Annotated in this window: 17 protein-coding genes, 1 tRNA gene and 2 rRNA genes (1 of these 20 running past the window's edge); 13 read left to right on the forward strand and 7 right to left on the reverse strand. The window is 64.3% G+C overall.

From position 1 onward, the window contains the following. The 8 genes from WBP07_RS00020 to WBP07_RS00055 form a co-directional block, all read left to right on the forward strand. Positions 1–2,716: ribosomal RNA gene (locus WBP07_RS00020) — 23S ribosomal RNA — on the forward strand (it extends 77 nt beyond the left edge of the window). Between the two features lie 167 nt (positions 2,717–2,883). Beyond that, positions 2,884–2,998 (forward strand): 5S ribosomal RNA (gene rrf / locus WBP07_RS00025). Positions 2,999–3,113: 115 nt separating this feature from the next. Further along, a tRNA-Met gene (locus WBP07_RS00030) sits at positions 3,114–3,190 on the forward strand. Between the two features lie 265 nt (positions 3,191–3,455). Continuing rightward, the gene (locus tag WBP07_RS00035) at positions 3,456–5,138 is read left to right on the forward strand and encodes a M28 family metallopeptidase (RefSeq protein WP_395393310.1); all 1,683 of its coding nucleotides are present in this window, start codon (positions 3,456–3,458) and stop codon (positions 5,136–5,138) included. A gap of 265 nt (positions 5,139–5,403) precedes the next feature. Continuing rightward, positions 5,404–7,908 (forward strand): TonB-dependent receptor, encoded by a 2,505-nt coding sequence (locus tag WBP07_RS00040; RefSeq protein ID WP_395393311.1) that lies wholly within the window; start codon positions 5,404–5,406, stop codon positions 7,906–7,908. Between the two features lie 157 nt (positions 7,909–8,065). Next, on the forward strand, positions 8,066–8,410 hold the full coding sequence (rpoZ, locus tag WBP07_RS00045; RefSeq protein ID WP_395330590.1) for a DNA-directed RNA polymerase subunit omega: 345 nt from the start codon (positions 8,066–8,068) through the stop codon (positions 8,408–8,410). Between the two features lie 169 nt (positions 8,411–8,579). Continuing rightward, positions 8,580–9,377, forward strand: a complete 798-nt coding sequence (locus WBP07_RS00050; RefSeq protein WP_395393313.1) for a ParA family protein — start codon at positions 8,580–8,582, stop codon at positions 9,375–9,377. A 100-nt stretch (positions 9,378–9,477) separates the two neighbouring features. Next, positions 9,478–10,530: a DUF3667 domain-containing protein gene (locus tag WBP07_RS00055; protein WP_395393315.1), complete on the forward strand. Its 1,053-nt coding sequence runs from the start codon at positions 9,478–9,480 to the stop codon at positions 10,528–10,530. Positions 10,531–11,042: 512 nt separating this feature from the next. On the opposite strand, the gene ftsH is transcribed toward WBP07_RS00055, so the two are convergent. The 3 genes from ftsH to WBP07_RS00070 all read right to left on the reverse strand — a co-directional run bounded on the left by ftsH (position 11,043) and on the right by WBP07_RS00070 (position 17,270). Next, a complete protein-coding gene (gene ftsH / locus WBP07_RS00060) occupies positions 11,043–12,974 on the reverse strand; it encodes an ATP-dependent zinc metalloprotease FtsH (protein ID WP_395393317.1) in 1,932 nt (643 codons plus the stop codon). A gap of 225 nt (positions 12,975–13,199) precedes the next feature. Next, positions 13,200–15,278: a hydantoinase/oxoprolinase family protein gene (locus WBP07_RS00065; RefSeq protein ID WP_395393319.1), complete on the reverse strand. Its 2,079-nt coding sequence runs from the start codon at positions 15,276–15,278 to the stop codon at positions 13,200–13,202. A 171-nt stretch (positions 15,279–15,449) separates the two neighbouring features. Continuing rightward, entirely contained in the window at positions 15,450–17,270 is a 1,821-nt protein-coding gene (locus WBP07_RS00070) for a hydantoinase B/oxoprolinase family protein (RefSeq protein ID WP_395393322.1), read from the reverse strand. A 137-nt stretch (positions 17,271–17,407) separates the two neighbouring features. Between WBP07_RS00070 and WBP07_RS00075 the strand changes: the two genes are divergently transcribed. Further along, complete coding sequence (locus tag WBP07_RS00075) at positions 17,408–18,634, forward strand: aminotransferase (protein ID WP_395393324.1); 1,227 nt, start codon at positions 17,408–17,410, stop codon at positions 18,632–18,634. A gap of 195 nt (positions 18,635–18,829) precedes the next feature. Here the strand turns inward: WBP07_RS00075 and WBP07_RS00080 are convergent, their stop codons facing one another. Next, a complete protein-coding gene (locus WBP07_RS00080; RefSeq protein WP_395330606.1) occupies positions 18,830–20,341 on the reverse strand; it encodes a replicative DNA helicase in 1,512 nt (503 codons plus the stop codon). Between the two features lie 286 nt (positions 20,342–20,627). On the opposite strand from WBP07_RS00080, the gene WBP07_RS00085 reads away from it, so the two are divergent. The 4 genes from WBP07_RS00085 to WBP07_RS00100 all read left to right on the forward strand — a co-directional run bounded on the left by WBP07_RS00085 (position 20,628) and on the right by WBP07_RS00100 (position 23,101). After that, positions 20,628–21,110, forward strand: a complete 483-nt coding sequence (locus tag WBP07_RS00085; protein ID WP_395393325.1) for a UPF0262 family protein — start codon at positions 20,628–20,630, stop codon at positions 21,108–21,110. Between the two features lie 13 nt (positions 21,111–21,123). After that, positions 21,124–21,849: a glycoside hydrolase family 25 protein gene (locus tag WBP07_RS00090; protein WP_395393327.1), complete on the forward strand. Its 726-nt coding sequence runs from the start codon at positions 21,124–21,126 to the stop codon at positions 21,847–21,849. Further along, positions 21,846–22,289 carry a cytidine deaminase gene (locus tag WBP07_RS00095; protein ID WP_395393329.1) on the forward strand — a complete coding sequence of 148 codons (444 nt, stop codon included), beginning with the start codon at positions 21,846–21,848 and terminating at the stop codon, positions 22,287–22,289. Before WBP07_RS00090 ends, WBP07_RS00095 begins: the two co-directional genes overlap by 4 nt. Before the next feature lie 179 nt (positions 22,290–22,468). After that, complete coding sequence (locus tag WBP07_RS00100) at positions 22,469–23,101, forward strand: RBBP9/YdeN family alpha/beta hydrolase (RefSeq protein WP_395393331.1); 633 nt, start codon at positions 22,469–22,471, stop codon at positions 23,099–23,101. A gap of 415 nt (positions 23,102–23,516) precedes the next feature. Here the strand turns inward: WBP07_RS00100 and WBP07_RS00105 are convergent, their stop codons facing one another. The 3 genes from WBP07_RS00105 to WBP07_RS00115 form a co-directional block, all read right to left on the reverse strand. Then, positions 23,517–24,665 carry a M14-type cytosolic carboxypeptidase gene (locus tag WBP07_RS00105; RefSeq protein ID WP_395393333.1) on the reverse strand — a complete coding sequence of 383 codons (1,149 nt, stop codon included), beginning with the start codon at positions 24,663–24,665 and terminating at the stop codon, positions 23,517–23,519. Beyond that, complete coding sequence (locus tag WBP07_RS00110) at positions 24,662–25,276, reverse strand: DUF4136 domain-containing protein (protein WP_395393335.1); 615 nt, start codon at positions 25,274–25,276, stop codon at positions 24,662–24,664. Before WBP07_RS00110 ends, WBP07_RS00105 begins: the two co-directional genes overlap by 4 nt. 231 nt (positions 25,277–25,507) lie before the next feature. Then, positions 25,508–26,260 (reverse strand): hypothetical protein, encoded by a 753-nt coding sequence (locus WBP07_RS00115; RefSeq protein WP_395393336.1) that lies wholly within the window; start codon positions 26,258–26,260, stop codon positions 25,508–25,510. Positions 26,261–26,304 lie beyond the last annotated feature (44 nt).

Raw genomic sequence — 26,304 nt, forward strand, 5'->3', positions numbered from 1 at the left:
TCGGGGAGCTGTGAGCAAGCTTTGATCCGACGATTTCCGAATGGGGAAACCCACCTTCACCATTTCTCTCAGATGTTGCTTCGGCAGCTTTTGAGTGAGGTGGATAAGGTATCACCTTAGTGAATATATAGCTTTGGTGAAGCGAACCCGGGGAACTGAAACATCTAAGTACCCGGAGGAAAAGACATCAACCGAGATTCCGTTAGTAGTGGCGAGCGAACGCGGACCAGGCCAGTGCCTCATCTTCAGTTAGCAGAACACTTTGGAAAGAGTGGCCATAGCGGGTGACAGCCCCGTATGCGAAAACGATGGATGAGGACTCGAGTAGGGCGGGACACGTGAAATCCTGTCTGAACATGGGGGGACCACCCTCCAAGCCTAAATACTCGTACATGACCGATAGCGAACACAGTACCGTGAGGGAAAGGTGAAAAGCACCCCGATGAGGGGAGTGAAACAGTACCTGAAACCGAATGCTTACAAGCAGTAGGAGCCTCTTTAGGGGGTGACTGCGTACCTCTTGCATAATGGGTCAGTGACTTAATGTACCATGCGAGCTTAAGCCGTTAGGTGTAGGCGCAGCGAAAGCGAGTCTGAATAGGGCGACTGAGTATGGTGTATTAGACCCGAAACCCGGCGATCTAGGCATGACCAGGTTGAAGGTGCGGTAACACGCACTGGAGGACCGAACCGGTGAATGTTGAAAAATTCTCGGATGAGTTGTGTTTAGGGGTGAAAGGCCAATCAAGCCGGGAAATAGCTGGTTCTCCGCGAAATCTATTGAGGTAGAGCGTCGGATATTTGCCGTTGGGGGTAGAGCACTGGATGGTTGCGGGGGTCGCGAGATCTACCAATACTAACCAAACTCCGAATACCAACGAGTCTAGTCCGGCAGACAGACGGCGGGTGCTAAGGTCCGTCGTCAAAAGGGAAACAGCCCTAACCTACAGCTAAGGTCCCCAAGTCATCACTAAGTGGGAAAGCATGTGGGAATCCCAAAACAACCAGGAGGTTGGCTTAGAAGCAGCCATCCTTTAAAGAAAGCGTAACAGCTCACTGGTCTAAATAAGGGTTCCTGCGGCGAAAATGTAACGGGGCTAAAGTGATGCACCGAAGCTTAGGGTTCAGAACTTGTTCTGAGCGGTAGCGGAGCGTTCCGTAAGCGAGTGAAGCGGGAGGGTAACCGACCGTGGACGTATCGGAAGTGCGAATGCTGACATGAGTAGCGATAAAGAGGGTGAGATGCCCTCTCGCCGAAAGACCAAGGGTTCCTGCTTAAAGCTAATCTGAGCAGGGTGAGCCGGCCCCTAAGACGAGCCCGAAGGGGGTAGTCGATGGGAACCACGTTAATATTCGTGGGCCTGGTGGTGTGTGACGGATCTCGTGTATTGTACAACCTTATTGGATTGGTTGTGCTTTGAAGAGGTTCCAGGAAATAGCCCCACCGTATAGACCGTACCCGAAACCGACACAGGTGGTCAGGTAGAGTATACCAAGGCGCTTGAGAGAAGTATCCTGAAGGAACTCGGCAAATTGCCTCCGTACCTTCGGAAGAAGGAGGCCCCATATATGCGCAAGCACTTGTGGGGGGCACAGGCCAGGGGGTAGCGACTGTTTAGCAAAAACACAGGACTCTGCTAAGTCGGCTTCAAGACGACGTATAGGGTCTGACGCCTGCCCGGTGCCGGAAGGTTAAGAGGAGGAGTGCAAGCTCCGAATTGAAGCCCCGGTAAACGGCGGCCGTAACTATAACGGTCCTAAGGTAGCGAAATTCCTTGTCGGGTAAGTTCCGACCTGCACGAATGGCGTAACGACTTCCCCACTGTCTCCAGGATATGCTCAGCGAAATTGAATTCTCCGTGAAGATGCGGAGTACCCGCGGTTAGACGGAAAGACCCCGTGCACCTTTACTGCAGCTTCAGAGTGGCATTAGGATAGAATTGTGTAGCATAGGTGGGAGGCTTTGAAGCACCGGCGCCAGCTGGTGTGGAGCCATAGGTGAAATACCACCCTGTTATGTTCTGATGTCTAACCTCGCACCGTTATCCGGTGCAGGGACCCTCTGTGGCGGGTAGTTTGACTGGGGCGGTCGCCTCCTAAAGAGTAACGGAGGCGCGCGATGGTAGGCTCAGGCCGGTTGGAAACCGGCTGCAAGAGTGCAATGGCATAAGCCTGCCTGACTGCGAGATTGACGAATCGAGCAGAGACGAAAGTCGGTCATAGTGATCCGGTGGTCCCTCGTGGAAGGGCCATCGCTCAACGGATAAAAGGTACGCCGGGGATAACAGGCTGATGATTCCCAAGAGCTCATATCGACGGAATCGTTTGGCACCTCGATGTCGGCTCATCACATCCTGGGGCTGGAGCAGGTCCCAAGGGTTTGGCTGTTCGCCAATTAAAGTGGTACGTGAGCTGGGTTCAGAACGTCGCGAGACAGTTTGGTCCCTATCTGCCGTGGGCGTCGATACTTGAGAGGAGTTGACCCTAGTACGAGAGGACCGGGTTGAACATGCCTCTGGTGTACCTGTCGTGGCGCCAGCCGCGCAGCAGGGTAGCTATGCATGGACGGGATAACCGCTGAAAGCATCTAAGCGGGAAGCCTCCCTCAAGATTAGGTATCTTCGAGTCGTGATAGACCATCACGTTGATAGGCCGGGTGTGGAAGTGCGGTAACGCATGGAGCTAACCGGTCCTAATAACTCTGTTCATGCTTGATGAATCCCACCATCAATGACAGCCCTGCCAACCCGTGAGACACAGTCTCACAAACCGGGAAAAGCAGCGCCAGTCTTGATGATCGGACGATCATCCAGCCAGATATTCAGCTCCGACAAGGAGCAGCACGGGAACCATCGATTAAAAAACAGCACGCCGTCTCCATTGCTTGGTGACCATAGCGTCAGTGACCCACCCGATCCCATCTCGAACTCGGCCGTGAAACCTGTCAGCGCCAATGGTACTGTGGCTCAAGCCCCGGAAGAGTAGGACGTCGCCAGGCATTGAAGCCGGCGTGCTTAAAAAAAAACCCATCACAATGACAAAGGGCTAACGCCCTCAAGCAGGGCCCCAAAAGGGCCCTGTTCGCGTTCATCAAGAACGCAACACAACGGTGACGCGGGGTGGAGCAGCCCGGTAGCTCGTCAGGCTCATAACCTGAAGGTCGTAGGTTCAAATCCTACCCCCGCAACCAGACATACAAACATACAAACACCCCCCTCGGTACCACCCGCCGGGGGGTTTTCTGCGTCTGCGGATCGCGCTGCGGCAACCGCATTCTTTCAAATTCTACGGCTCTGATTTTCGGCAAAGCGCAGATCGGCAAATACCACGCAGCTGTCGAAATTATGTCGTATACTATCGACAACTCCCGCCAGATGGGCATCATCGGAGCCAGCGGATCGTCCTGATCCGACGATCCTTCCACGTCTGGCCGGCCTCCGGGCCAAGGAGTACCGATGATCTCCCCCATTCTCCGTTCCTCGCGCACATCGCTGCGCCTGCTTGTGCTCGGCGGCCTTTGCTCGGCTTCGGCGATCGCGATTGCAGCGGCTCCGTCGGCTGCGCCCAAGTTCGACGTCGCGCGCGTGTCCAATGACATCAAGACGCTTTCCAGCGACGACTTCGAGGGTCGCGGTCCCGCGACCCGTGCCGAGGTCAAGACGATCGACTACATCGCCGCGCAGATGAAGGCTGCTGGCCTCAAGCCCGCGGGCGACAAGGGCACCTGGTTCCAGGACGTGCCGCTGCTCCAGTCCGACATCGTCGGCACGCCTTCGCTCTCGATGAGCATCGGCGGCACCGCCACGCCGCTTTCGCAGGGCGAGCAGATTGCCGTGCGTGCGGCCGAAACCGGCCAGTCCACCGTCAACTTCAAGGATCTGCCGCTGGTCTTCGTCGGCTACGGCGTCAAGGCGCCTGAGCGTGGCTGGGACGACTTCAAGGGCGTGGACCTGAAGGGCAAGATCATGGTCGTGCTCGTCAACGATCCCGACTTCGAAGGTGGTGAGGGTGACTTCGGCGGCAAGCTGATGACCTATTACGGCCGCTGGACCTACAAGTACGAGGAGGCCGCACGCCAGGGCGCCGCGGGCGTGCTGGTGGTGCATGAGAGCGAGCCGGCGTCCTATGGCTGGGCGACGGTCAAGAATTCAAACACCAACACCATGTTCGACATCGTCCGCGCCGATCCGAAGTCGGTCCACACGCAGATGGAAGGCTGGATCCAGAAGGATCTTGCCGCGCAACTGCTGAAGGCTTCGGGCGTCGATTTCGAGGCTGCCAAGGCCGCCGCGCGCAAGAAGGACTTCCAGCCGATCCCGCTGAAGGCGACGATGAGCGCCGACTATGCGGTGAAGTCGCAGGTCATCACGTCGCACAACGTTGCCGGCATCGTGCCTGGTTCGAAGTATCCGAACGAGACGGTGATCTACTCGGCGCACTGGGATCACCTGGGCGTGGGCCTGCCCGACGCTAAGGGCGACCGCATCTACAACGGTGCGCGCGACAATGCGTCGGGCACGGCCGCGCTGCTCGAACTGGCGCGCGCCTTTGCCAAGGGGCCCAAGCCGGAGCGTTCGGTGCTGTTCCTGGCGGTGACCGCCGAGGAGAAGGGCCTGCTCGGTTCGGAATACTATGCCGACCGTCCGCTGCGTCCGCTGGCGACCACGGCGGGTGTGATCAACATGGATGGTCCGCTCTCGATCTCCAAGACCACCAACTTCAGCATCTCCGGCGCGGCCAAGCTGGACCTGCTGACCGTCCTGACTGAGGAAGGCCAGAAGCTGGGTCGCCACTACACGCCCGATGCACGTCCGGAAGCGGGCAGCTTCTACCGTTCGGACCACTTCTCGATGGCGAAGCGCGGGGTTCCGGCAATCTCGTTCAGTCCGGGCCGCGAACTGGTCGATGGCGGCGATGCGCGCGGCAAGGAACTGTCCGACGCCTATACTCGCGACAAGTATCACCAGCCTGCGGACGAGTACGATCCGAACTGGGATACCAGCGGTTGGGCTGGCGATCTGACGCTGCTCTACAACACCGGCGCGCGTCTGGCGGACAGCCACGTCTGGCCGAACTGGTCGCAGGACAGCGAGTTCCGCGCGACGCGCGATGCCACGGCGGCACAGCGCAAGCCCTGATCGACCGGCTAAAACTCACGCATTCAACGCCCCGGTGCCGCAAGGTGCCGGGGCGTTTTCCGTATCGGGCAAGCCGGCGCTCGTCTTTGGACCATGGCCCGAATGACCGTCCTTGTTCACGGCGGCATATCGGCTTGCCGAGGCGGCAAGACTTGTCTCAAACGGATTGATCGCGACTGCGCGATGACCCGACATTCCTTTTCGACACGCAGGCGGCCGCCCGGAGCGGCCGTGAAAACAAGACGTTCGAGGGGAGGACTGGATCATGCCAAGCAGGAAAGGGGCCCCAGGCCTTGCCGCCACGACCTGGCTTGCCGCCGCGCTGACGTTTGCGCCGGGGGTGGCCTTCGCGCAGGACGACGCTGCGCCAGCGCCAGAGGATACCGCGCAGCCCAAGGCGGGCGAGATCATCGTCACCGCCCGCAAGCGGCAGGAATCGATCCTGCGCGTGCCCGTGGTCGAAAGCGTATTGAGCGGGGAAGTCCTCCAGCAACAGCAGATCAACTCGATCCAGGCGGTGACCAGCCGGGTGCCGGGCCTGATCCTGGGCAATTCGGTGCTGGCGGTGGGATCGCAGATCTCCCTGCGCGGCGTGGGGACCAGCGCGCTCGATGCCGGTATCGACCAGTCAGTCTCGCTCAATATCGACGGGCAGCAGTTCAGCCAGGGCCTCTCGTTCCGCAGCGGGTTGTTCGATCTGGCGCAGGCGGAAGTGCTGAAGGGCCCTCAGGCGCTGTTCTTCGGCAAGAACAGCCCCGGCGGCGTAATCGCGCTGACCACCGCCGATCCCGGGCGGCGGTTCGAACTGATCGCCCGCACCAGCTATGAATTCGAAGCGCGTGAGATGCGCGGCGAACTGATCGCATCCGGGCCGGTGACCGATACGCTGGGGCTGCGTCTGGCCGGCACATGGTCCGATTCCGATGGCTGGTTCCGCAACAAGGCGGTGGCCTATCCCGGTACCGGCGCGGTCGATCCCCGCCAGCCGCGCACGGGTGGCAATGAGAACTACATCATTCGCGGTACTGCGGTGTGGGAACCCGCATCCAGCTTCAAGGCGCGCCTGAAGCTGAACTTCACCAAGGACCATAGCGACAACCCAGCCACCACGCAGAGCGTATCCTGCCCTGACGGGATCGCGCCGGTGGTCAGCCCGACCACCATCGGATATCCGTTCCTGGTCAGCTGCAAGCAGGGGCGGGACGTCTATTTCGTCTCGATGGATCCGGCCGCCTTCACCGGCCTGCGGCGGGACGGCACGCCGGGGCTGCGCAACAATGGCGAACCCTTCACCAACATCGTCCAGAACTTCGGCGTGCTGGACATGACCTGGCGCCCGGCGACGGACCTTAGCCTCACATCCACCACCACCTATTACCACAACACCACCGATGCGGCGATCAACGGTACCGGCACCGGTGCGGCCGGCCCGGCGCTGTTCGCCGACAACCACTTCAAGCGCCGCGACGTGACCGAGGAACTGCGCCTGGAATCCGACTGGCGCGACAGTCCGGTCAATTTCCTGCTGGGCGGCTATTACCAGAACGGCAAGGTAACCAACGACATCTTCGTCGGCGGGAATACCAGCCAACTGCTCTACGTGGGCGCCTATGGCATTTTCATCCCGATCCCGGCGGTGCTTTCGGCGGGGACGCATGACATGCGGATCGAATCGACATCGTTGTTCGGGCAAGTCCGCTGGAACCCGGTGAAGACGCTGGAACTGGCACTGGGCGCACGCTGGACCAGTGAGCAGCGGCGCGACGATGCGGTCTCGCGCAATGCTCTGGGTGAGTATGTCGAAATCGACCTGCCGACGCCGAAGATATCGTCCAAGAACGTCTCCCCCGAACTGACGGTGACGTGGACGCCCGGCGACGACTTCACCGTGTTCGGCGCGCTGAAGCAGGGATACAAGTCCGGCTCCTATTCGATCACCACGCCCGCCGTGGCGGGCATCGACAATTCCTTCGGGGACGAGCGGGTGCGCGGCGGCGAACTGGGCGTGAAGGCACGCACGGCCGACCGTTCGCTCACCGCCAATGCGGCGTTCTACTACTACCGCTACAAGGGCCTGCAGGTCGGCACCAATGTCCCGGCGCAGAACGGCATTCCGGTGGTGCGGACGATGAACGCGGGATCGTCCAAGGTCTATGGCGTCGATTTCGACGCGGCCTGGCATCCGCCGCAAGTGGAGGACCTGTCGCTGACCGCCGCGGTCAACTGGAACAAGGCGCGCTTCCTCTCGTTGGAGGGCGTGCCCTGCTATGGTGGTCAGACTTATGCGGCCGGTTGCAACCAGTTGCTCGATCCGTCGACCGGGCTCTACACTGCGCAGAGTGCCTCGGGCGAGCCGCTGGAGCGTGCGCCGGAATGGCAGCTTTCGGCCGGTGCCGATTACGAATTACCGGTCAGCCGCACCACGCGGTTCGCGCTGGGTAGCTCGGTGCAGTATTCGGCCAGCTATCACGCCACGATCGGCCCGCGGGAGGATTACATCCAGGGCTCCTACGCCAAGCTCAACGCCTACCTGACCTTGAAGGGCGCGGATGACCGCTGGGAAGTCTCGCTGATCGCCAACAACCTCACCAATGTGATCCGTGCCGGCTATTGCACCAACGGCAATTTCCAGAACGGCCAGATCCTGGGCGGGCAGGTGACCGGCAGCCCGACCAATGCGGCGGGTCCCGCGGGGATCGACGAAGTGTCCTGCGTGCTCGATCCGGGGCGGCAGGTCTTCCTGAAGCTGACGCTGCGGCCGTTCGGATAAGGGCGCGCTTACGCAGTTTTCTTGACTCCGCTGCGTGCGGAACACGCACTTTTCTTGACTCTGCCGCGTGCGGAGCACGCACTTTTCTTGACTCTGATAGCCCCGCCGCTTATCGGGCGGAGTTTACCGATCCAGCGAATTTTTTCACGGAGTGCCCATGGCGCGCGTTACTGTCGAAGACTGTGTCGACAAGATCCCCAACCGGTTCGATCTCGTCCTGCTCGCCGCGCAGCGTGCGCGCGAGATTTCGGGCGGCGCCGAACTCACGCTTGAGCGTGACCGCGACAAGAATCCGGTCGTCGCCCTGCGCGAAATCGCCGAGCAGAACGTCAAGCCGACCGAGCTGAAGGAATCGCTCGTCACCTCGATGCAGCGCGTGCTGCCCGACGATGATGACGCGATGGACGAAGTCGGCTCGCTCAGCCAGTCGGCAGAGGCGCTGCGCATCACCGCTTCGGCGCCGACGCGCAACACCTCGATCGGTGGCGACTACGACGGTTGATACCTTCCTGGCGATCGCTCCGTATCGGCCCTGATGGCTTGACTACGGAGGGATCGCAGGCAACCATCGTCAGGTGGTTGCAGGTAAGCACAGATTGCCCCGCATAGCCGGGAGCGGCGGGTCGGCCCTGAAAAGGGTGCGGCCCGTTGTCGCGTCTGGAAAAGGCGAAGTGGATGCCGGCGCTGATGGGGGCGGCGCTACCGCACCGGCGCAGCGCAGCGCCACCATCGCGATCTACAGTGTGAAGGGCGGCGTCGGGAAGACGACCTTCGCGGCCAATCTTGCCTGGTGCTCCGCCCAGGCCGCCCATCACTCCGACGGGCACCGGACCTTGCTCTGGGACCTCGACGCGGCGGGCGGCTCGGGCTTTCTCTACGGCCTCGAACCGAAAGGATCGCGGCTTGCGGAAGAAGTCTTCACCAAGGATCGCCCGGCCATCAAGCTGATCCAGAAGACTGCCGATCCGCTGGTGGACGTGCTGCCGGCGGACGAGAGCATCCGCGCGCTGGACGCGCAACTGATGCGCATCGGCAAGCGCAAGCGTCTGGCCAAGCTGGCGGAGGAGCTTTCGGCGGACTATCCGCGCATCGTGCTCGACTGCCCGCCGGTGTTGAACGAGCTTTCCGCGCAAGTGGCCCGCGCGGCGGACCTGATCATCGTGCCGCTGCCGCCGTCCCCGCTCTCGGCTCGCGCGCTGGAACTTGTGGTGCGGGAGATCGCCGGCACCACCAAGCGCCATTCGCCGATCCTGCCGGTGCTTTCCATGCTCGACATGCGCCGGGCGCTGCACCGTCAGGTGCGGGAGGCGCAGCCGGACTGGCCGGCCGTGCCTTATGCCAGCGTAGTCGAACAATGCGCGGTGCAGCGCCGGCCGGTCGGCGCCATTTCGCCCAACAGCCCCGCCGCACAGGCTTTCGCGATGCTCTGGCGCGCGATCGAGGCGAAACTGGCTGAAAAACGGGCCTGAGCCGGCTGTCCCTGGTAGCGGCGCACAATGGCTGTTCACGTCCGGTCCGAAAGGTTAGGTTCCCCGCCTTGCACATGCGCAGGCATCATTGGGGGAAACGGTGAGCGAACTGACGGAAAGTCTGGCGGAGATCGGGCAGGGCGCGCTGACGGCGCGTGCGATGGAACCGCACGCGGGGGAAGCGGCGGCCGATGACGGACACACGCATGAGACTGCCTGCCTGAACTGCGGCACTGCGCTGATCGGTCCGCACTGTCATTCCTGCGGCCAGCACGCGCATGTCCACCGCACGCTGGGCGCGTTCTTCCATGACCTGATGCACGGCGTCTTCCATTTCGAAGGCAAGATCTGGCGCACGCTGCCGATGCTGGTGCGCCACCCGGGCAAGCTGACGCGCGAATATATCGACGGCAAGCGGGCCAGCTTCGTCTCGCCCATCGCGCTGTTCCTGTTCTGCGTCTTCCTGATGTTCGCGGTATTCCACGCCACCCACGACGAAGGCGTGAAGGGCGCGCGGGTGGTGACCAACCCGAAGGAATTGGCAGCGGCCATTGCCGGTAACGAGAAGCTGATCGCGGACCTGAAGGCCCGCCGCCAGCAGTTGCAGGCCGCCGGCAAGGATACCGACCGGATCGACAAGCAGATCGAGAACAAGGAAAACGCGCAGGAAGTGCTGCGCGACACTCACGACGCCATCGCCGAGAATACCAGCGACGAGCAGTTGAGCGAGTTCAAGCCGCTGCAGAAGGCGGTGGCCAAGTTCCGCGACGATCCGGACCTCGCCGCCTTCAAGATGCAGAGCTATGCATACAAGTACAGCTGGACGCTGATCCCGATCTCGGTGCCGTTCCTCTGGCTGCTGTTTCCCTTCAGCCGCCGCTTCCACCTCTACGACCACACCGTGTTCGTCACGTATTCGCTTTGCTTCATGACCCTGCTGGCGGTGGTGGCGATGCTGCTGGGCGCCGTGGGCGCTGCGTCGCTGGAGGCGCTGCTGTTCTTCGTGCCGCCGTTCCACATGTATGCCCAGTTGAAGGGGACCTATGCGATCGGCCGGCGAGGCGCGCTCTGGCGGACGGGGCTGCTGGTATTCTTCGCCTCGACCGCGCTGCTGCTGTTCTTCGTGGTGCTGACGGCGCAGTCGGGTAGCTGAGCGAGGTAGCAGGGCTTCAGTTTGGGTCTCGGGCGGAACGAGGGGCCGCTGGACGCGCCGTTACAGGTGTGTCCGATACCTGACGCCCGACACCGACACCCAACGGCCCGACGCACCCAGCCCGGCCGCCAGTGGCCAGCGCTCAGCGCCTACGGCCCCGGGGACCAAGCCCCACAAACAATACCCCGTCATCCCCGCGAAGGCGGGGATCCCGCTTGTTCTTTTAAAGCACGCGGAGACGCAGAGAGGTCGGCGCGACATCCCCGCGTCTCTGCGTGACCTCAAGAAAGCGGGGCCCCCGCCTTCGCGGGGGCGACGGGGGATTGATTGGGCCTCAAATCTGTTTGCCGGAATTTGAGTTCGGCTCCGGGGAGAAACGGCCCCTGGCAGATGGCGATGTCAGCTTCCGAGCAATAGCGAAGGGCATTCACCAACAAAAAAGGGCGAGGACACCGCCGTCCTCGCCCTTTCCTGCATTCTTCCCCGAGGGGAAGCTCGTTGTGTGAAGACCGTCAGGCGCCCTGCGGCGTCGCGCTGCCGGAGAAGCGGCGGCCGGCCTTGGGGATGGACGAGCCGGTCATCGGACGCGGCGTGCCGCTTCCGCGCGGCTCGCTCGGCCGGTCGATCTTGCCGTCGGCGAGAAGCTGGTCGATTTCCTCGCCCGAAAGCGTCTCGTATTCCAGCAGTGCCTGCGCCAGTGCTTCCAGCTGCTCGGCGTTTTCCTTGAGCAGCGTGGTCGCGCGGGCATGGGCGTCGTCCACCAGGCCGCGGATTTCGCTGTCGATCACCTTGTTGGTCTCGTCAGAGGCCATCAGGCGATGCGAACCGCCCATGCCGAGGTAGCCTTCCTGCTGTTCCTCGTACTGGAGCGGGCCCAGCTTGTCCGACATGCCCCACTTGGTGACCATGTTGCGGGCAAGACCGGTGGCGTACTGGATGTCCGACGAAGCGCCCGAGGAAACCTTGTCGTAACCGAAGATCAGTTCCTCGGCCACGCGGCCGCCCATCGCGACCGAGAGGTTCGCGAGCATCTTGTCGCGGTGGTACGAGTAGCTGTCACGCTCCGGCAGGCGCATCACCATGCCCAGCGCGCGGCCGCGCGGGATGATCGTGGCCTTGTGGATCGGGTCGGACGCCTTTTCGTGCAGCGAGACGATGGCGTGGCCGGCCTCGTGATAGGCGGTCATCTTCTTCTCGTCGTCGGTCATGACCATGGAGCGGCGTTCCGCGCCCATCATGACCTTGTCCTTGGCGTCCTCGAACTCCTGCATGGCCACCAGGCGCTTGTTGCGGCGCGCGGCGAGCAGGGCAGCCTCGTTGACGAGGTTGGCAAGGTCTGCGCCAGAGAAGCCCGGGGTGCCACGCGCGATCACGCGCGGGTTGACGTCCGGCGCCAGCGGCACCTTCTTCATGTGCACGCCCAGGATCTTCTCGCGCCCCTCGATATCCGGCACCGGCACCACGACCTGGCGGTCGAAGCGGCCCGGGCGCAGCAGCGCGGGGTCCAGCACGTCGGGGCGGTTGGTCGCCGCGATGATGATGATGCCTTCGTTGGCCTCGAAGCCGTCCATCTCGACCAGCAGCTGGTTCAGCGTCTGCTCGCGCTCGTCGTTCGAATTGCCGAGGCCGTGGCCACGATGACGGCCGACCGCGTCGATTTCGTCGATGAAGACGATGCAGGGGGCGTTCTTCTTGGCCTGTTCGAACATGTCGCGCACGCGGCTTGCGCCGACGCCCACGAACATTTCGACGAAGTCCGAGCCGGAGATGGTGAAGAACGGCACGCCTGCCTCACCCGCGATGGCGCGGGCCAGCAGGGTCTTGCCGGTGCCGGGCGAGCCGACCAGCAGCGCGCCCTTCGGGATCTGGCCGCCCAGCTTGGAGAAGCGGGTGGGATCGCGCAGGAACTCGACGATTTCCTCCAGTTCCTCGCGCGCTTCGTCGATGCCGGCAACGTCGTCGAAGGTGACGCGTCCCGAACGTTCGGTCAGCAGCTTGGCCTTGGACTTGCCGAAGCCCATGGCACCCGAACCGCCACCCTTCTGGACCTGACGCAGCGCGAAGAACGCGATGCCGACGATCAGCAGGAAGGGCAGGGTCTGCGCCAGGATATAGACCAGCACCGAACCCTCTTCCGGGTTCTGGCCGGCATAGCGCACGTCATGATCCTGCAGAAGCTGGGTCAGCGTGGTGTCGTTGGGAACCGGCACGGTGGTGAACGAATCGCCGTTCTTCAGCTTGCCGTCGATTCGGTCCTTGCCGATCTCGACCGTGGCTACGCTGCCTTCGGCGACCTTGGCGCGGAAGTCGGAGTAGGCGATGCTCGGCCCGCTTTCGGCGCGGGTGTTGAACATCGACACAACCAATAGAAGGGCGACGAAAATTCCGCCCCATACAAGCAGGCTCTTGACCCAGGGATTGCCGCTAGGCTGGTCGTCGTTCATCGTTGGAGAAACCGTCCTTTCACCCGCCAATGTAGGGGCGGGCGGTTGAATCGCAAGCTGGCGAAAGGCGGTCAGTGTAATCGATATGGCCTCTCGTCGCGAGCTTTTCGCGCCATGGGCCTTTCCAGAGCGGCGGAACGGCCGTTATCCGCGCCGGCAAGCGGGGGTTTGCGGCACGGTTTCGGGCGCGTTCCTTCCCGTTGGGACACCGGCCGATCCCGCGTTTCAGGGCGCTTTTGCCAGCTGATAGTCGCCCGCGCTATCGATCCGCGCCGCCCATCCGGGGTAGACGACGATGGTGGTGAACGTCTCCTCGATGATCGCGGGGGAGGGCACTTCCATGCCAGGCGCAAGGTCGGCGCCGCGATAGACCGGCACTTCGGCAAAGCCCTGGCCAAGATTGGCGCGGCGGTGGCGGTTCGGCTGCGGGCTCGCGCCGCTGGGCACGAACTCGCCGCCCGCTGCGGGGGAGGGCGTCTCGACATGTGCGGCAAGGCGAACGCCGGAAACCTCAGGCACCTCATGTTCGCGGATGTGGCCGTATTCGGCCATGTGGCGCGCATTGAACAGTTCGATCGCGCGGGCCGCGAAGTCCTCTGCGATGAAGCTGAGGTCGCCCAGCGGCGTGTCGGCGGCGAAATCGAACGAGAGCGAGAAGTTCTGCCCCGGATAGCGCATGTTCAGGCGATAATCGGCGCGAATGTCCTCGGCCCGGAACTGCGCGGCGGTGAAGAATCGGGCGGCACGGTCCGACAGCTCGCTCCACAGCGTGCGGATGCGTTCGACATCGAGCGCCGAGGCGGAGGCGATGTAGGAGCGTTCCTCGTCGATGGTCGGGTTGGCCACCAGGGTGCCGAGTGCTGAGAACGTGGGCGATGCCTTGGGCACCAGCACGCGAGTGATGCCAAGGTCTTCGGCCTGGATCGCCGCGAAAGCCGGGCCGTTGCCGCCATAGGCCAGCATCACCAGGTCCTTCGGATCGATGCCCTTGCCTGCCGTCGTGCGGCGCACGCCCTGGCTCATATGGGCATTGACCACGCGCCAGCAGTCGAACGCGGCGCGTTCCGCATCATCGTGGCCGAGTTCCTGGGCGATCTTTCGAAACGCTTCCTCCACCCCGTCGCGGGTTAGGCGGAAGCTGCCCCCGGCAAAGCCTTCCTCGGTGGAGAGGATGCCCAGCATCACCAGCGCATCGGTGACGGTCGGCTCGGTGCCGCCGCGTCCATAGCAGATCGGGCCGGGCTCCGAGCCCGCCGAGCGTGGGCCCACTTCCAGCACGCCGTTGTTGACGTGGCAGATCGATCCGCCGCCCGCGCCCAAAGTCTCCACTTTCACCATCGGCACGCCGACAAGGTAGCGGTGGTGCATGTTCCACCCCGCCTCGGCCGGGGCCTCTCCGTTCAACACCAGCGCCATGTCATAGCTGGTGCCGCCCATGTCGACGCAGAGCAGGTCCGGGCAGCCTTTCGCGCGCCCGGCATGGGCCGACCCGACCACGCCGCCTGCCGGGCCCGAGGCGAGCACGCGAATCGGTGCGCCGTCGATATAGTCCTTGGTCATCACCCCGCCGGAGGCCTGCATGACCATCAGCTGGTTCCGGTATCCGCCTTCGCCCAGCCGCTGCACCAGCCGTTCGAGATAACCGGTGACGCGCGGGCCGACATAGGCGTTGACCACCGTGGTCGAGGTGCGGTCGTACTCCGGCGCGCGGGGCAGCACTTCGTGGCTTGCGGAAACGTAGGCATTCTGGATTTCCTGCCGCACGATCTCCTTCGCCCGGCGCTCATGCTCCGGATTGACGAAGGAGAACAGGAACGAGATCGCCACCGCCTCCACGTTCTGCAGCCGCAGCTTGCGGCAGGCTTCGCGCAGCGCGGCTTCGTCCAGTTCCTTGTGGACCGAGCCGTCGTGCAGCACGCGTTCGGGCACCGTCAGGCGGCGGCGGCGCGGGGTGATCTGGGTGGGTGCTTCCAGGCGGACGTCCCAGATATCTTCCTTATAGCCGCGGCGATATTCGATCTCGTCGCGGAAACCCTCGGTGGTGATCAGGCCGGTGAGCGCGCCGTTCATCTCGATCAGGGTGTTGTCGGCGACGGTGGTGCCATGGACGATCGCCTCGCAGCGGCCGAGGAATTCGGGGAGCGGCAGGCCTTCCTTCTCGGCCAGCTTGCCCAGCCCCTCCATCACGCCCAGCGAGCGGTCCTCCGGCGTGGAGAGGTTCTTGTGCAGCACCACCTCGTCTCCCTTCAGGAGCGCGAAGTCGGTGAAGGTGCCGCCGATGTCGATGCCTACTCGGTACGTCATTTCCGCTCCCGGAACTGTTTTGAGAGTTCCTCCCCTGAAAGGGGAGGGGGACCGCCGCGAAGCGGTGGTGGAGGGGTGTCACGCTCTCGATGGAGCGCCACGTCGAGAGGGGGATACCCCTCCGTCAGCCCTGCGGGCTGCCACCTCCCCTTGCAGGGGAGGAGTTTCGGCTTATTCCGCCGCCTCGGCCATGCTCGCCATCTCGGCCCGCAGCGCCTCGGTCGCGGCATGGTCCACCGCCAGCGAGTAGTCGTCGAGGCTGCCGGTCAGCACCACGCCGTATTTGGCCCGCGCTGCTTCGAGGCTGACGTATTCATCGAGCACGTCCTCCTTCACCGCTTCCGCATCGCGCTGGAGCGGCCGGCCGAAACCCGCGCCGCCGCCGTGCTGGTAGGCAATCACCGCGCCCTCCGGCAGCAAGTCCTGCGCGGTGTGGAGAATGGCGCGCTCGTTCTCCGAGCCCACCTCGAAGCGGTTGGTATAGGGGATCGCATCGTCGCCGCCGCGCAGGCCCCGTAAGGGGTGCTCGGCCGAGACCATCCACGCCATCGCCGAAGTCGGCCGCAGCACCTGCTTGACGTTGAGCGAGCCGGGGCAGCCGCGCCATTGGCCCGCGCCGCCGCCATCGGTGGTCATCTCGCGGCTGATGTTGAGGATCGGGAAGCGGCTTTCCGCGTCCTCCGCCTCGGACAGGATCAGACTGCCCAGCGCGGAGGGACACGAACCCCAGCCGTCCAGGCCCTCGACCGCCGAAACGTCCATCGAACGACAATCCACGCCCTGATCCATCCACATCATGCCGTTCTCGTCGAAGCCGACGACCATGTTCGGCATGCCGATCTTGTAGAGTTGCGGCTGCGATCGTTCGGGCGCGACGTTGGACAGCGCGATGCACACCGCCTCGGTAATCTCGCAGGCCGGGTGGAACGACCCCAGCGCGGCGGGCTTGTTCGGCGGCGGCTGGGCGATGCAGCCTTCGGGGATCAGGATATCGACCGCGTTGAAGAAGCCTTCGTTCTTCACGATCGTCGGGTCCATCGCCGCGACCACCTGACACATCACGTAGCTGCGCGAATTGGCGAAGGTATTCCACACGCCGACCAGGTTCTGCCGGTCGTCGGTGCCGGCCAGATCGACGGTCAGCTGGTTCCCGGCGATCGTGCAGGCGACATGGACCTTGATGTCCTTGGTTCCGGCAGTGTCATGGTCGATCCAGACGGTCGCCTCATGGCGGCCGTCGGGCCATTTCGCCACTTCCTCACGCACGCGGCGCTCGGTGTGTTCGATCGAATGGTTGACCGCGGCCTTGACCGTTTCGCCGCCCCATTTGCCCAGCAGGTCGTCCAGCATCCGCACCGCGTGCTGCACGCCGCCGATCATCGCCGCGATGTCGCCCGCGAACGTCGCGAAGCGGTTGTTGCGCACCACCGTGTCGAACACGTCGCGGCGCAATTCGCCCCGGTGGACCAGCTTGAGGCAGGGGTAGATCACGCCTTCGGTGAAGACATCGGTGGCGTCGAGCGAGAAGCCGCCCGGATCCTTGCCGCCCGTATCGCCCTGATGCGCCTGCAGGGTCTGGATGCAGACCAGCTCGCCCTTGTCGTCATAGACCGGGCCGTAGATGCAGTAATCCGGCAGATGCCCGCCACCGTGATCGGGGTCGTTGCCCAGGAACACGTCGCCCGGCCCCCAGTCGTAGCGGTCCTGGTTCATCAGGCCCCACCGCGTCTCCATCTGGTTCACGAAGGTCAGGTGCGGGGTGCCCACCGCGCCCATGGCAAGGCGGCCGTGGGCATCGACGATGGCGGCGTTGCGCTCGTTCGACTGGTTGATGATCGGGCTGGAGGCGGCACGGCCAAGGTAAGTCGCGGCCTCGAAACAGACCGTCTCGAACGCGCCGCGAATGATGTCGGCGGTGACGGGGTCGATCGCGGCCGTGGTCGGCAGCGGTTCGCGCCGCGCGGCGAGCTTGCGGTTCAGCTCGTAGGACACGTCTTGCTCTCCCTTGTGGTTTGTCCGAGGTAGGAGGGGAGGGGGCCGGCTTCTCGACAGCGAGCGCATCGGCCCATGCAGATCACGAAACTGTCGCGCCGGGCTTGTCCGTGGGCGCAAAGGGAGCCGTACCGGGAATGAAAACAGCCGGCCGAATCCATCCGGTCTATGCGGAAATGGAGCGCACGGTGTTCGATCGCATGTCGGCGCTGGCGCGCGAGCATGGGGCGATCAATCTGGGGCAGGGCTTTCCCGATGGCCCGCCGCCGCCCGCGCTGATCGAAGCGGCTAGCCGCGCCTTGCACGAAAAGTCGAACCAGTATCCGCCCGGCGCGGGCCTGATCGAACTGCGCGAGGCGATCTGCGGCTATTACGCAAGACGGCAGGGGCTTGCACTCCTGCCCGAGCAGGTGACGGTGACCTCCGGCGCGACCGAGGCCTTGGCCGCCGCCGTCTTCGCCTTCGTGAAGCCGGGGGACGAGGTGATCCTGTTCCAGCCGGCCTACGACGCCTATGCGCCGCTGGTGCGCCGGGCGGGCGGCATTCCCGTCTCGATCCCGCTTTCGCCGCCGGACTTCCGCTATCCGGCCGAGGCGCTGACTGCGGCCTTGGAGGAGCGGCCCTCGCTGCTGGCGCGTTCCGGCTTGCCCGATCCCGCTCCGATCCGGCCGCGCGTGCTGATGCTGAACGATCCGCTCAATCCGGCGGGCACGGTTGCCAGTCACGAGGAACTGGCGATGATCGCCGAGGCCTGCGTGGAGCATGACCTGATCGCGATCTGCGACGAGGTGTGGGAGGACGTGCGCTTCGATGGCGTGCCGCACCGCTCCCTGATGAGCTTTCCCGGCATGGCCGCGCGGACGGTGAAGATCGGATCTGCTGGCAAGATTTTCGGGCTTACCGGCTGGAAGATCGGCTGGATGATCGCCGATGGCCATCTGGCGACGGCGATCTCCCGCGCGCACCAGTTCCTGACTTATGCGACTGCCGTGCCGCTGCAGTGGGCGGTGGCCGAGGGGCTTTCGCTACCCGATGCGGTGCTGGACGATCAGCGCAATGGCTGGGCCGAGGCGCGCCAGCGGCTGAAGGCGGGTCTGACGCAGGCCGGCTTCGTGGTGCTGCCCAATGCGGCGACCTGGTTCCTCACCGTAGATCTTGTCGCGTCCGGTATTGCCTTGAGCGACCGCGAGTTCAGCGAGCGGGCGGTGATCGAGGCCGGGGTGGCGAGTGTGCCGGTGGCGGCGCTCTATCAGGGTGAGGAAGCGCCCGAGCATTTGGTGCGGTTCTGCTTCACCAAGCCGGCCGATGTGCTGGATGAGGCCGTGGCGCGGCTGGCGCGGTTTCGCAAGACGTTGATCGGTTGATTCTCCGCAACCCTCTCGATCTCACGCCAACACACCAGCACCACTCCCCGTCATCCCTGCGAAGGCGGGGATCCCGCTTGTTCTTGCGGGCGTAGCGAGAAGGAAGCGGGGCGCCCGCCTTCGCGGGGGCGACGATGTTTTTAGGGTGAGTTTGGGTGCTCGATCCCGAACCAACGGGACGATAGCCGCAACCAATCAGTCGCTTTCGAATGCCGCGCGCATGTCGTCGTCGGCAAGGTCCGAGAACTTGGTGATGCGCGCTTCGAAGCGCATGCGCACCTTGCCGGTTGCACCGTGGCGCTGCTTGGCGATGATCAGTTCCGAAAGGCCGGTGACTTCTTCCATCTTCGCGCGCCACGATTCCCACTTGTCGCGCACGTCGGGCGTGTCGGTATCGCTGGGGAACTTCGGCTCGGTGGCCTTCACGTAATAGTCTTCGCGGAACACGAACCAGACCATGTCGGCGTCCTGCTCGATCGATCCCGATTCGCGAAGGTCGGACAGCATCGGCCGCTTGTCCTCGCGCGATTCCACCGCACGGGAGAGCTGCGAAAGCGCGATCACCGGAACGTGCAGTTCCTTGGCCAAGGTCTTCAAACCGCGTGAAATCTCCGAGATTTCGTTCACGCGGTTGTCGGTGGCGCGGCCGGAGCCCTGCAGCAGCTGCAGGTAGTCGATGATGACGAGGCCGATGTTGTGGCGGCGCTTCAGGCGGCGGGCGCGGGTGCGCAGGCCGGCGATGGTGAGGCCGGGTGTATCGTCGATGAACAGCGGCAGTTCGGCCAGACGCTGGCTGGCGAAGGACAGCTGCTGGAAGTCCTCGCGGCTGATCTTGCCCATGCGCAGCGCTTCGGAACTGATGCCCGACTGTTCGGCCAGAATACGCGTGGCCAACTGGTCGGCGCTCATTTCCAGGCTGAAGAACGCGGTGGCCGCGCCGACCGACTTCTCGACCGGAATGCCGTCCGCCAGATCGCGCTGGAGCCGGTCCGATGCGTTGAAGGCGATGTTGGTGACGAGCGAGGTCTTGCCCATGCCGGGACGGCCGGCAAGGATGATAAGGTCGGAATCGTGAAGGCCACCGATCTTGTTGTTGACCGAGTTGAGGCCGGTGGTCTTGCCCGAGATGTGGCCGCCCGAATTGAACGCCTTCTCGATCGCGCCGATCGCGGTGCGGGTGGCGGCGGCGAAGCTCTTGGCCTCGTTCGCGGTCGATGCGCCTTCGGCCACTTTGTAGAGCGCGGCTTCGGCGCGTTCCACCTGCTCCATCGGTTCCACCGATTCGGAGGTGTCCATGGCTTCGGCCACAAGGTTGCGGCCTACCGAGATCAGCTCGCGCAGCAGGGCGAGGTCGTAGATCTGGTCCGCCAGTTCGCGCGGGGCCAGCAGGCCCTGTCCGTCTGCGGTCAGGCGGGCGAGGTAGGATACGCCGCCCAGCGCCTTAAGCTGCTCATCCGCCTCGAAATAGGGGCGCAGGGTAACCGGGGTAACCACGGCCTTGCGATCGAGCAGCTGCAGGATGCGCTCATAGATGCGGGCGTGGACGGGTTCGAAGAAGTGCGTGGGCGAGAGCTGGGTGGGAAGCTCCTCGATCACGCGGTTGTCGATCAGCACGGCGCCAAGGAACGCGGCCTCCGCCTCGACGTTCGAGGGCAGACTACGGGCTTCGGCCGCGGGCTCGCGGGTGATGACGGCTTCTTCTGACATGAGGGATTTGACAATGCCCCAAGAGGCCCCGCGCCAGCAAGCGCGCGAAGGTATGATTTCTATCCACAGGCTGTTGATGGCCAGTGGAGAACAAAGCCAACCTCGCCGCGGCACCGGCCCACTCCCCCACCCGATCGCCCCTACCGGGTAGAATCTGGGTGGTCGGGTGGGGGAGTGGGCCGGTGCCGCGAGCCTCCGGCGGATGCCGGAGGCGTACCAAACAAAGACTCTTCTTATCGCACGGGGTTGCCCGCTTATGCCGCAACCGCGTAAAGGCCTTCCGATCATGGCCGATCCGCGAATCTCGCATATCGAACTCGACGAGGCGACCATCCTGTGGCGCAACGCCGATATCGAGCAGGAACGGCGCATCGCGATATTCGATCTTATCGAAGACAATGTCTTCAAACCCATGCGCGCCTTCGAAGCAGGGCACGCGGGGCCTTATCGCCTGCGCCTTTCGGTGCGCGACGGGCGCCTCTCGCTCGATATCGCGGCAGAGGGCGGCGATCCGATCGAGACGATGGTGCTGGGCCTTGCCCGCTTTCGCCGTCCGGTCCGCGAATACTTCGCAATCTGCGAAAGCTACTACCAGGCGATTCGCAAGGCTTCGACGCAGGAGATCGAGACGATCGACATGGCCCGCCGCGCTATCCACAACAATGCGGCGGAACTCCTGCTCGAACGCCTCGACGGCAAGGTGGAAACCGACTTTCCGACGGCGCGCAGGCTTTTCACGCTGATCTGCGTCCTGCATATCCGGGGCTGAAGGGGGCTTCACGATGGCAAGGACTGCATCGGGCGCGGGTTCGCGCGGGCGTCTGCATTGGCGCTTGGGCGGACAGGTATTGGGCGCATTGCTGCTGATCGCGATGATCGCGGGCGCCTGGGGCTGGTGGACGGTACGCCACTGGCAGCCATCCCGAACGACGTTTCCCGTGCAGGGCGTGGAAGTGGGCGCGGGAGACGGCGATTTCGACTGGAAGTCGCTGAAGGCCATCGGCGCCGATTTCGCCTATGTCGATGCCAGCGCCAGCGCCTTCGCGCGCGATCCGCGCTTCGTCGGCAACTTCGCGGCGGCCCGTGCGGCGGGCGTGCAGGTGGGGGCGGTGCACCGCTATGATCCGTGCCAGCCCGCGCAGGCGCAATCAGCCAATTTCGTGACCACGGTGCCGCGCGATTCGCGGCTGCTGCCACCCGCCATCGATCTGGACATGCTGGCCGATGGCTGCGCCACGCCGGTATCCGACGCCAAGGTCGAGAGCGAGCTGATGACCTTCATCAACCAGATCGAAACGCACACCGGCAAGGCGGTGATCCTGAAGATCAGCCCCGCGTTCCAGTCGCGCTATCGCATCGCCGCCAAGTTCGATCGCAAGCTGTGGCTGGTGGGCGACCGTCTGCTGCCGGACTATGCCGGCCGGCCATGGACGATGTGGACGGCCAACCAGTCCGCCGCCAACGAGATTGCGCAAGGGGGCCTGCGCTGGGTAGTGGTGCAGCCATGACCACATCTTTCAGCACCGAACAGCGCGATGCGCTGCTGGCCACCGCGCGCCAGGCCGCCGGCCGCGCCTATGCCCCCTATTCGAAGTTCCACGTCGGCGCCGCGCTGCTGATGGCCGATGGATCGGTTGTGACTGGCGCCAATGTGGAGAATGCCAGCTACGGCCTCTCGCTCTGCGCGGAGACGGTGGCGGTGGCCTCGATCCTGTCCTCCGGCGAACACGGCAAGCTGGAAGCCGTGGCGGTGACCGGCGGCGCGCCGGGCGCACCGGGCGAGGGCGACGTCGTCAGCCCCTGCGGCCGCTGCCGGCAAGTGCTGAACGAGATCGCCCAGCTTGGCGGCACCGACCCGCTGGTCTGGTGCGACGGCAAGGATGGCGTGATCGAAATGCGCCTGTCCGAACTGCTGCCCCACGCATTCGGGCCTGCCAACCTCCTGTAATCGCGGCCGTTTGGTTCGCTTGATGAAAGCACCGGCCGTTCGCTCCGGATCGGAGCGGCGCGGCCGGGCATCGCTTCATCGGAATCCTATTGTCAACCATATTGGTTGAGTTATGGTGTGCGCAGTCGGGACGTATACAGAGTCGACCGGCGGATTTCCCAAAAACGCAGGAGAATCCGATGGCCACCTTCCGTTATCCGAATGAGCAGGACCACTTGCCGCTGATCCTCCTGGTCCCCGGTGGGCCGCTCCGCGATGGGCACTGGATGAAGCGCTGGGCGCAGTGGAGCGAACATTGCCGCGTGCTGGAACTGGGCATGTGGGACGAACCGCACCGCAACACCTGGGTCAACAAGCTGAACTTGGCGATTCGCCGGGCCGACCGTCCGGTGGTGATCGTCACCGATGAGATTGCCGCGCTGGCGCTGGCCTGGTGGGTGGAGTTCGAAGGCGTGGGCCCGGAAAACCCGGTGCTGGGCGCGATCGCCGTCAATCCGCCGAACATGGACCTGCCGGGCGCCGACCCGCGCCTATCCCGCTTCGGCGCCTGTCCGCGTCAGCCGCTGCCGTTCGCCACGTTCGTGGTGAGCGATCTGGATGCCTCGGTGGCGCAGCAGCGTTCCGTCATCCGCCTTGCGAAGGATTGGGGCGCGTCACCGGTTTGCGACGATACGCGTGGCGACTGGGCTTCGGGCTGGATGATGCTTCAGACCGTGCTGGGCCTGGTCCCGGCTGGTGCGATGACGCCGCGGTGGACGCAGGATGAGAACCTCGCCGTGCGTGAGGCGCTGCGGCAGTGGGCGGGGATTTGAGAGGCGGGATCGGCAGCACGGCGGTGCGTCATGTCGCCGGAAGGCGAGGCGCTGCAAAGTGAGGCCGCGCTCAAAGTTGAGGTCGCAGCCAAGTCAGGCAGCGCCCAAAGCGACGCTGAACCAAAGTAAGGTCTTGTCCCCAAAGTTTCCGCCACCCAACCCCGTCATCCCCGCGTAGGCGGGGATCCCGCTTCTTGAACGGTGCGTTTGGCACTGCGGCGCGAAGAAAAGCGGGGCCCCCGCCTTCGCGGGGGCGACGGAGAGTTGTTGGGTGAGGGAGGCGCGGGGGCAATAAGTCCGGCCACTGGGGCAGTCTCGCCCAGGATCGCCGAATAGTACCAGTTCGAGAGGTGGCGGGGGCGAGGCGCCGGGTTACCGCGCCAGCCCTCGCCTAACTCTTACCCCGCCGAAACTCTTACTTTGCCTCGCGCTCGATCAGCCATTCCAGCAGCGCGCCCATGCAGTCACGGCCAAGCTGCGCCGAACGTTCCGGGCTCCACGCCTGCAGCGGATCGGCGGCCTCGTCGTGGTCCTTGAACGGCATTTCCAGCGTCATCGACACTGCGCCGAAGCGCTCGGCCAGCTGGTTGGTGGACATCGTCAGGTTCGCGCGGCCCGGAGCAGCGATGGCATAGCCCAGCTTGCGCTGGAAATCGGGCGTGCGGCGATCGAGGATCTCGCCGAAGCGGTCGTAGCCGGCCTTCTGCTCGTCCTTCATCGAGGGGATGCCCTCGAATCCCGCCAGGAACACGGCCGGAATCGCCTCGTCCCCATGGACGTCCATCGCGAAGTCCACGCCGGTCTCATCCATGGCGCCGCGCACGGCCAGCACTTCGGGTGATTTCTCGGCGGTGGGCGTCGCCCACTCGCGGTTGAGGTTCACGCCAACGGCGTTGGTGCGCAGGTGACCGCGCGCCGAACCATCGGGGTTCATGTTGGGCACGACGTGGAAGCGGCAACGCTTGCGCAGTTCGCGCCCCGTGGAATCGGACGGGTCGGCCAGCACTTCCAGCGCGCCTTCCATCCACCATTCGGCCATCGATTCGCCCGGATGCTGGCGGGCATAGAGCCACACCTGCGTCTTGCCTTCGCCCATTTCCAGGCAGTCGATCGCCTGCCCGTCCAGCGTCTGGCCCAGGCAGCGATAGTCGACGCCCTCGGCGCTCGCCACATCGGCGATCAGGTCGTGGTGGCGCTCCATGGAGTAGGGCGCGAAATAGGCGAACCACGCCAGATCACCCTGAGGCACGTAGCGGATGGTCAGCGTGCCGGATTCCTCGCTGCCGTCCCACGAGCACTGGGCAAGGCCCCAGAACTGGCGGTCTTCCGAAACGCGGGCCTGATAGTTCGGCCAGCCCATCGGATAGGCGGAACCGTTGAGGCCGGTGATCTTCAGCACCAGTTCCTGCCCGGCGATCCCGGCACCGCCGACGCGGAAGTGGAACCACTGGAGGAATTCGGAATCCTTGTCGTGCCGGATTGCCAGGCGGGCCGTGGTGCCTTCGGTGGAGAGGACTTCGATGTTGCCGGAATCGAATGCGGAGGTGATGTGGAGAGTGGTCATTTCACAAGGATAGTTTCGCCGGACTGGCCCGGAAACCCCTTGAACAGCGCTTCGGCCAATTTTGCGGCGCCGAGCGAGGTCTGCGCCATCGGCGACTTGGAACTGACCGTGAAAGTCGCGCGGCCTTCCCAGAGCGTGCGTCCGCCGGGGCGGTCCTGAATCATCACCTGCATCCGGGTGGCGACCTGATCGGCCGGCCGGCCGGACAAGTTGATGCCAACGCCAAGGCCGACGCCGGAGCCATATGTCCCGGCCGTGCCCAGTCCCGCCACCGAGACGGGGCTGCCCCGGCTTGCGGCCTGCAGCACGCTGCGCTCCACGGTCAGCACGGCCACTTTCGAATCGGAAACGGTTTCGCCGGGAAGCGCCTGCCGATAGCCGACGCGCGCCAGTTCCTGCCCCACTGCGGAGGCGAAAGTGCGGAACTCCAGGCTTGACCCATCCTGACCGGGGCCGGGGTCGACACGAATGACGCCGCTGCCCAGTGCGGGCGCGTCCGGCGCGATGAAGCGGGTGACTTCCACCGGGCCGACTTGCGCGGCGCATCCACCAAGCGCGAGCGCGCCGGCAAGGACCATCACGGCGAGGAAGGGGCGGGCGCTGCGGATCATTTCGGGCTCTCCGGGGGCTAAGTGGTTACACGATAACCCTTGTCGCCGTCGGGAGCCAGAGTGATGGGGTTCGTTTGAAAATCCGTCTCAGGTGGATTTCGGCGGCATCGGCCCGCTCCCCATCCGGACACCCATCAGGATACATGCGTGGGAGGTCGGGTGGGGAGGCCGGGTGGGGGAGCGGGCCGGTGCCGCGCGAAAAATGCCCCGTGGGGCATTTCCAGGCGAACCTTATCCTGCCGCGCCGGGGACGGGATCGGCCTTGGGGAAACCGTCGAACAGCGCCGATGCCAGCTTTCCGGCAATGCGATCGTCCGGCCAGTTGTTGTCGCCTTCACGCGTGGCGATCGTGGCGTAGCCTTCCCACAGCACCTTGCCGCTCGCCTTATCGACGATGCGGGTATCGAGCCGGGTGTTGATCAGCGCGCTGCGCGGCTTGGAAAGGTCCACGTTGACGGCAAGGCCATAGGCGGAGCCGCGGTTGCTGACGCCCATCGCCGCCGTGCCGCTGACCGGGCTGCGCTTTTCCTCAGCCGGAGTGAGCACCTGGCGGGTGATCTTCAGTTCCACGTCCTGCCCGCCGTTGTCGGCCTTGGCCTGGGTGTCGTACCCGGCGCCGACCAGGGCATCGATGATCGCCGCTTCATAGCGGGCGCGTTCCGGGCCGGCGATCCACGGGCCGTCACCCGATTCGGAGGTGACGACGACGGCGCCGTGACCCAGTTCGCTCGCCTCCGGCCCCTGCGCCACGAATCGGCTGACTTCGACTCGGCCCTCACGCGGGTCCTTGCTGTTGTTGCGATAGGGGGAAGAAACCGGGCCGCCCATCAACGGATCGTTCCAGCCGCCACCCCAGCCGGAGCCGTAACCGCCGCCCCAGCGCGAACCCCAACCGGGCTGGGCCTGGACGGAAGAGGCGGCACCAAGAGTCGCAAGGGTGAGGGCCATGCCAGAGGCGAGAATCGCGGCTTTTAGCGTGTGCATCGGTGTTCTTGTGTCCGAAAGAATCGGTTGGGTCGCGCCCGATC

Origin of the sequence: Novosphingobium oxfordense (genome assembly GCF_044029435.1) — a bacterium.
Taxonomy (GTDB): Bacteria; Pseudomonadota; Alphaproteobacteria; order Sphingomonadales; family Sphingomonadaceae; genus Novosphingobium.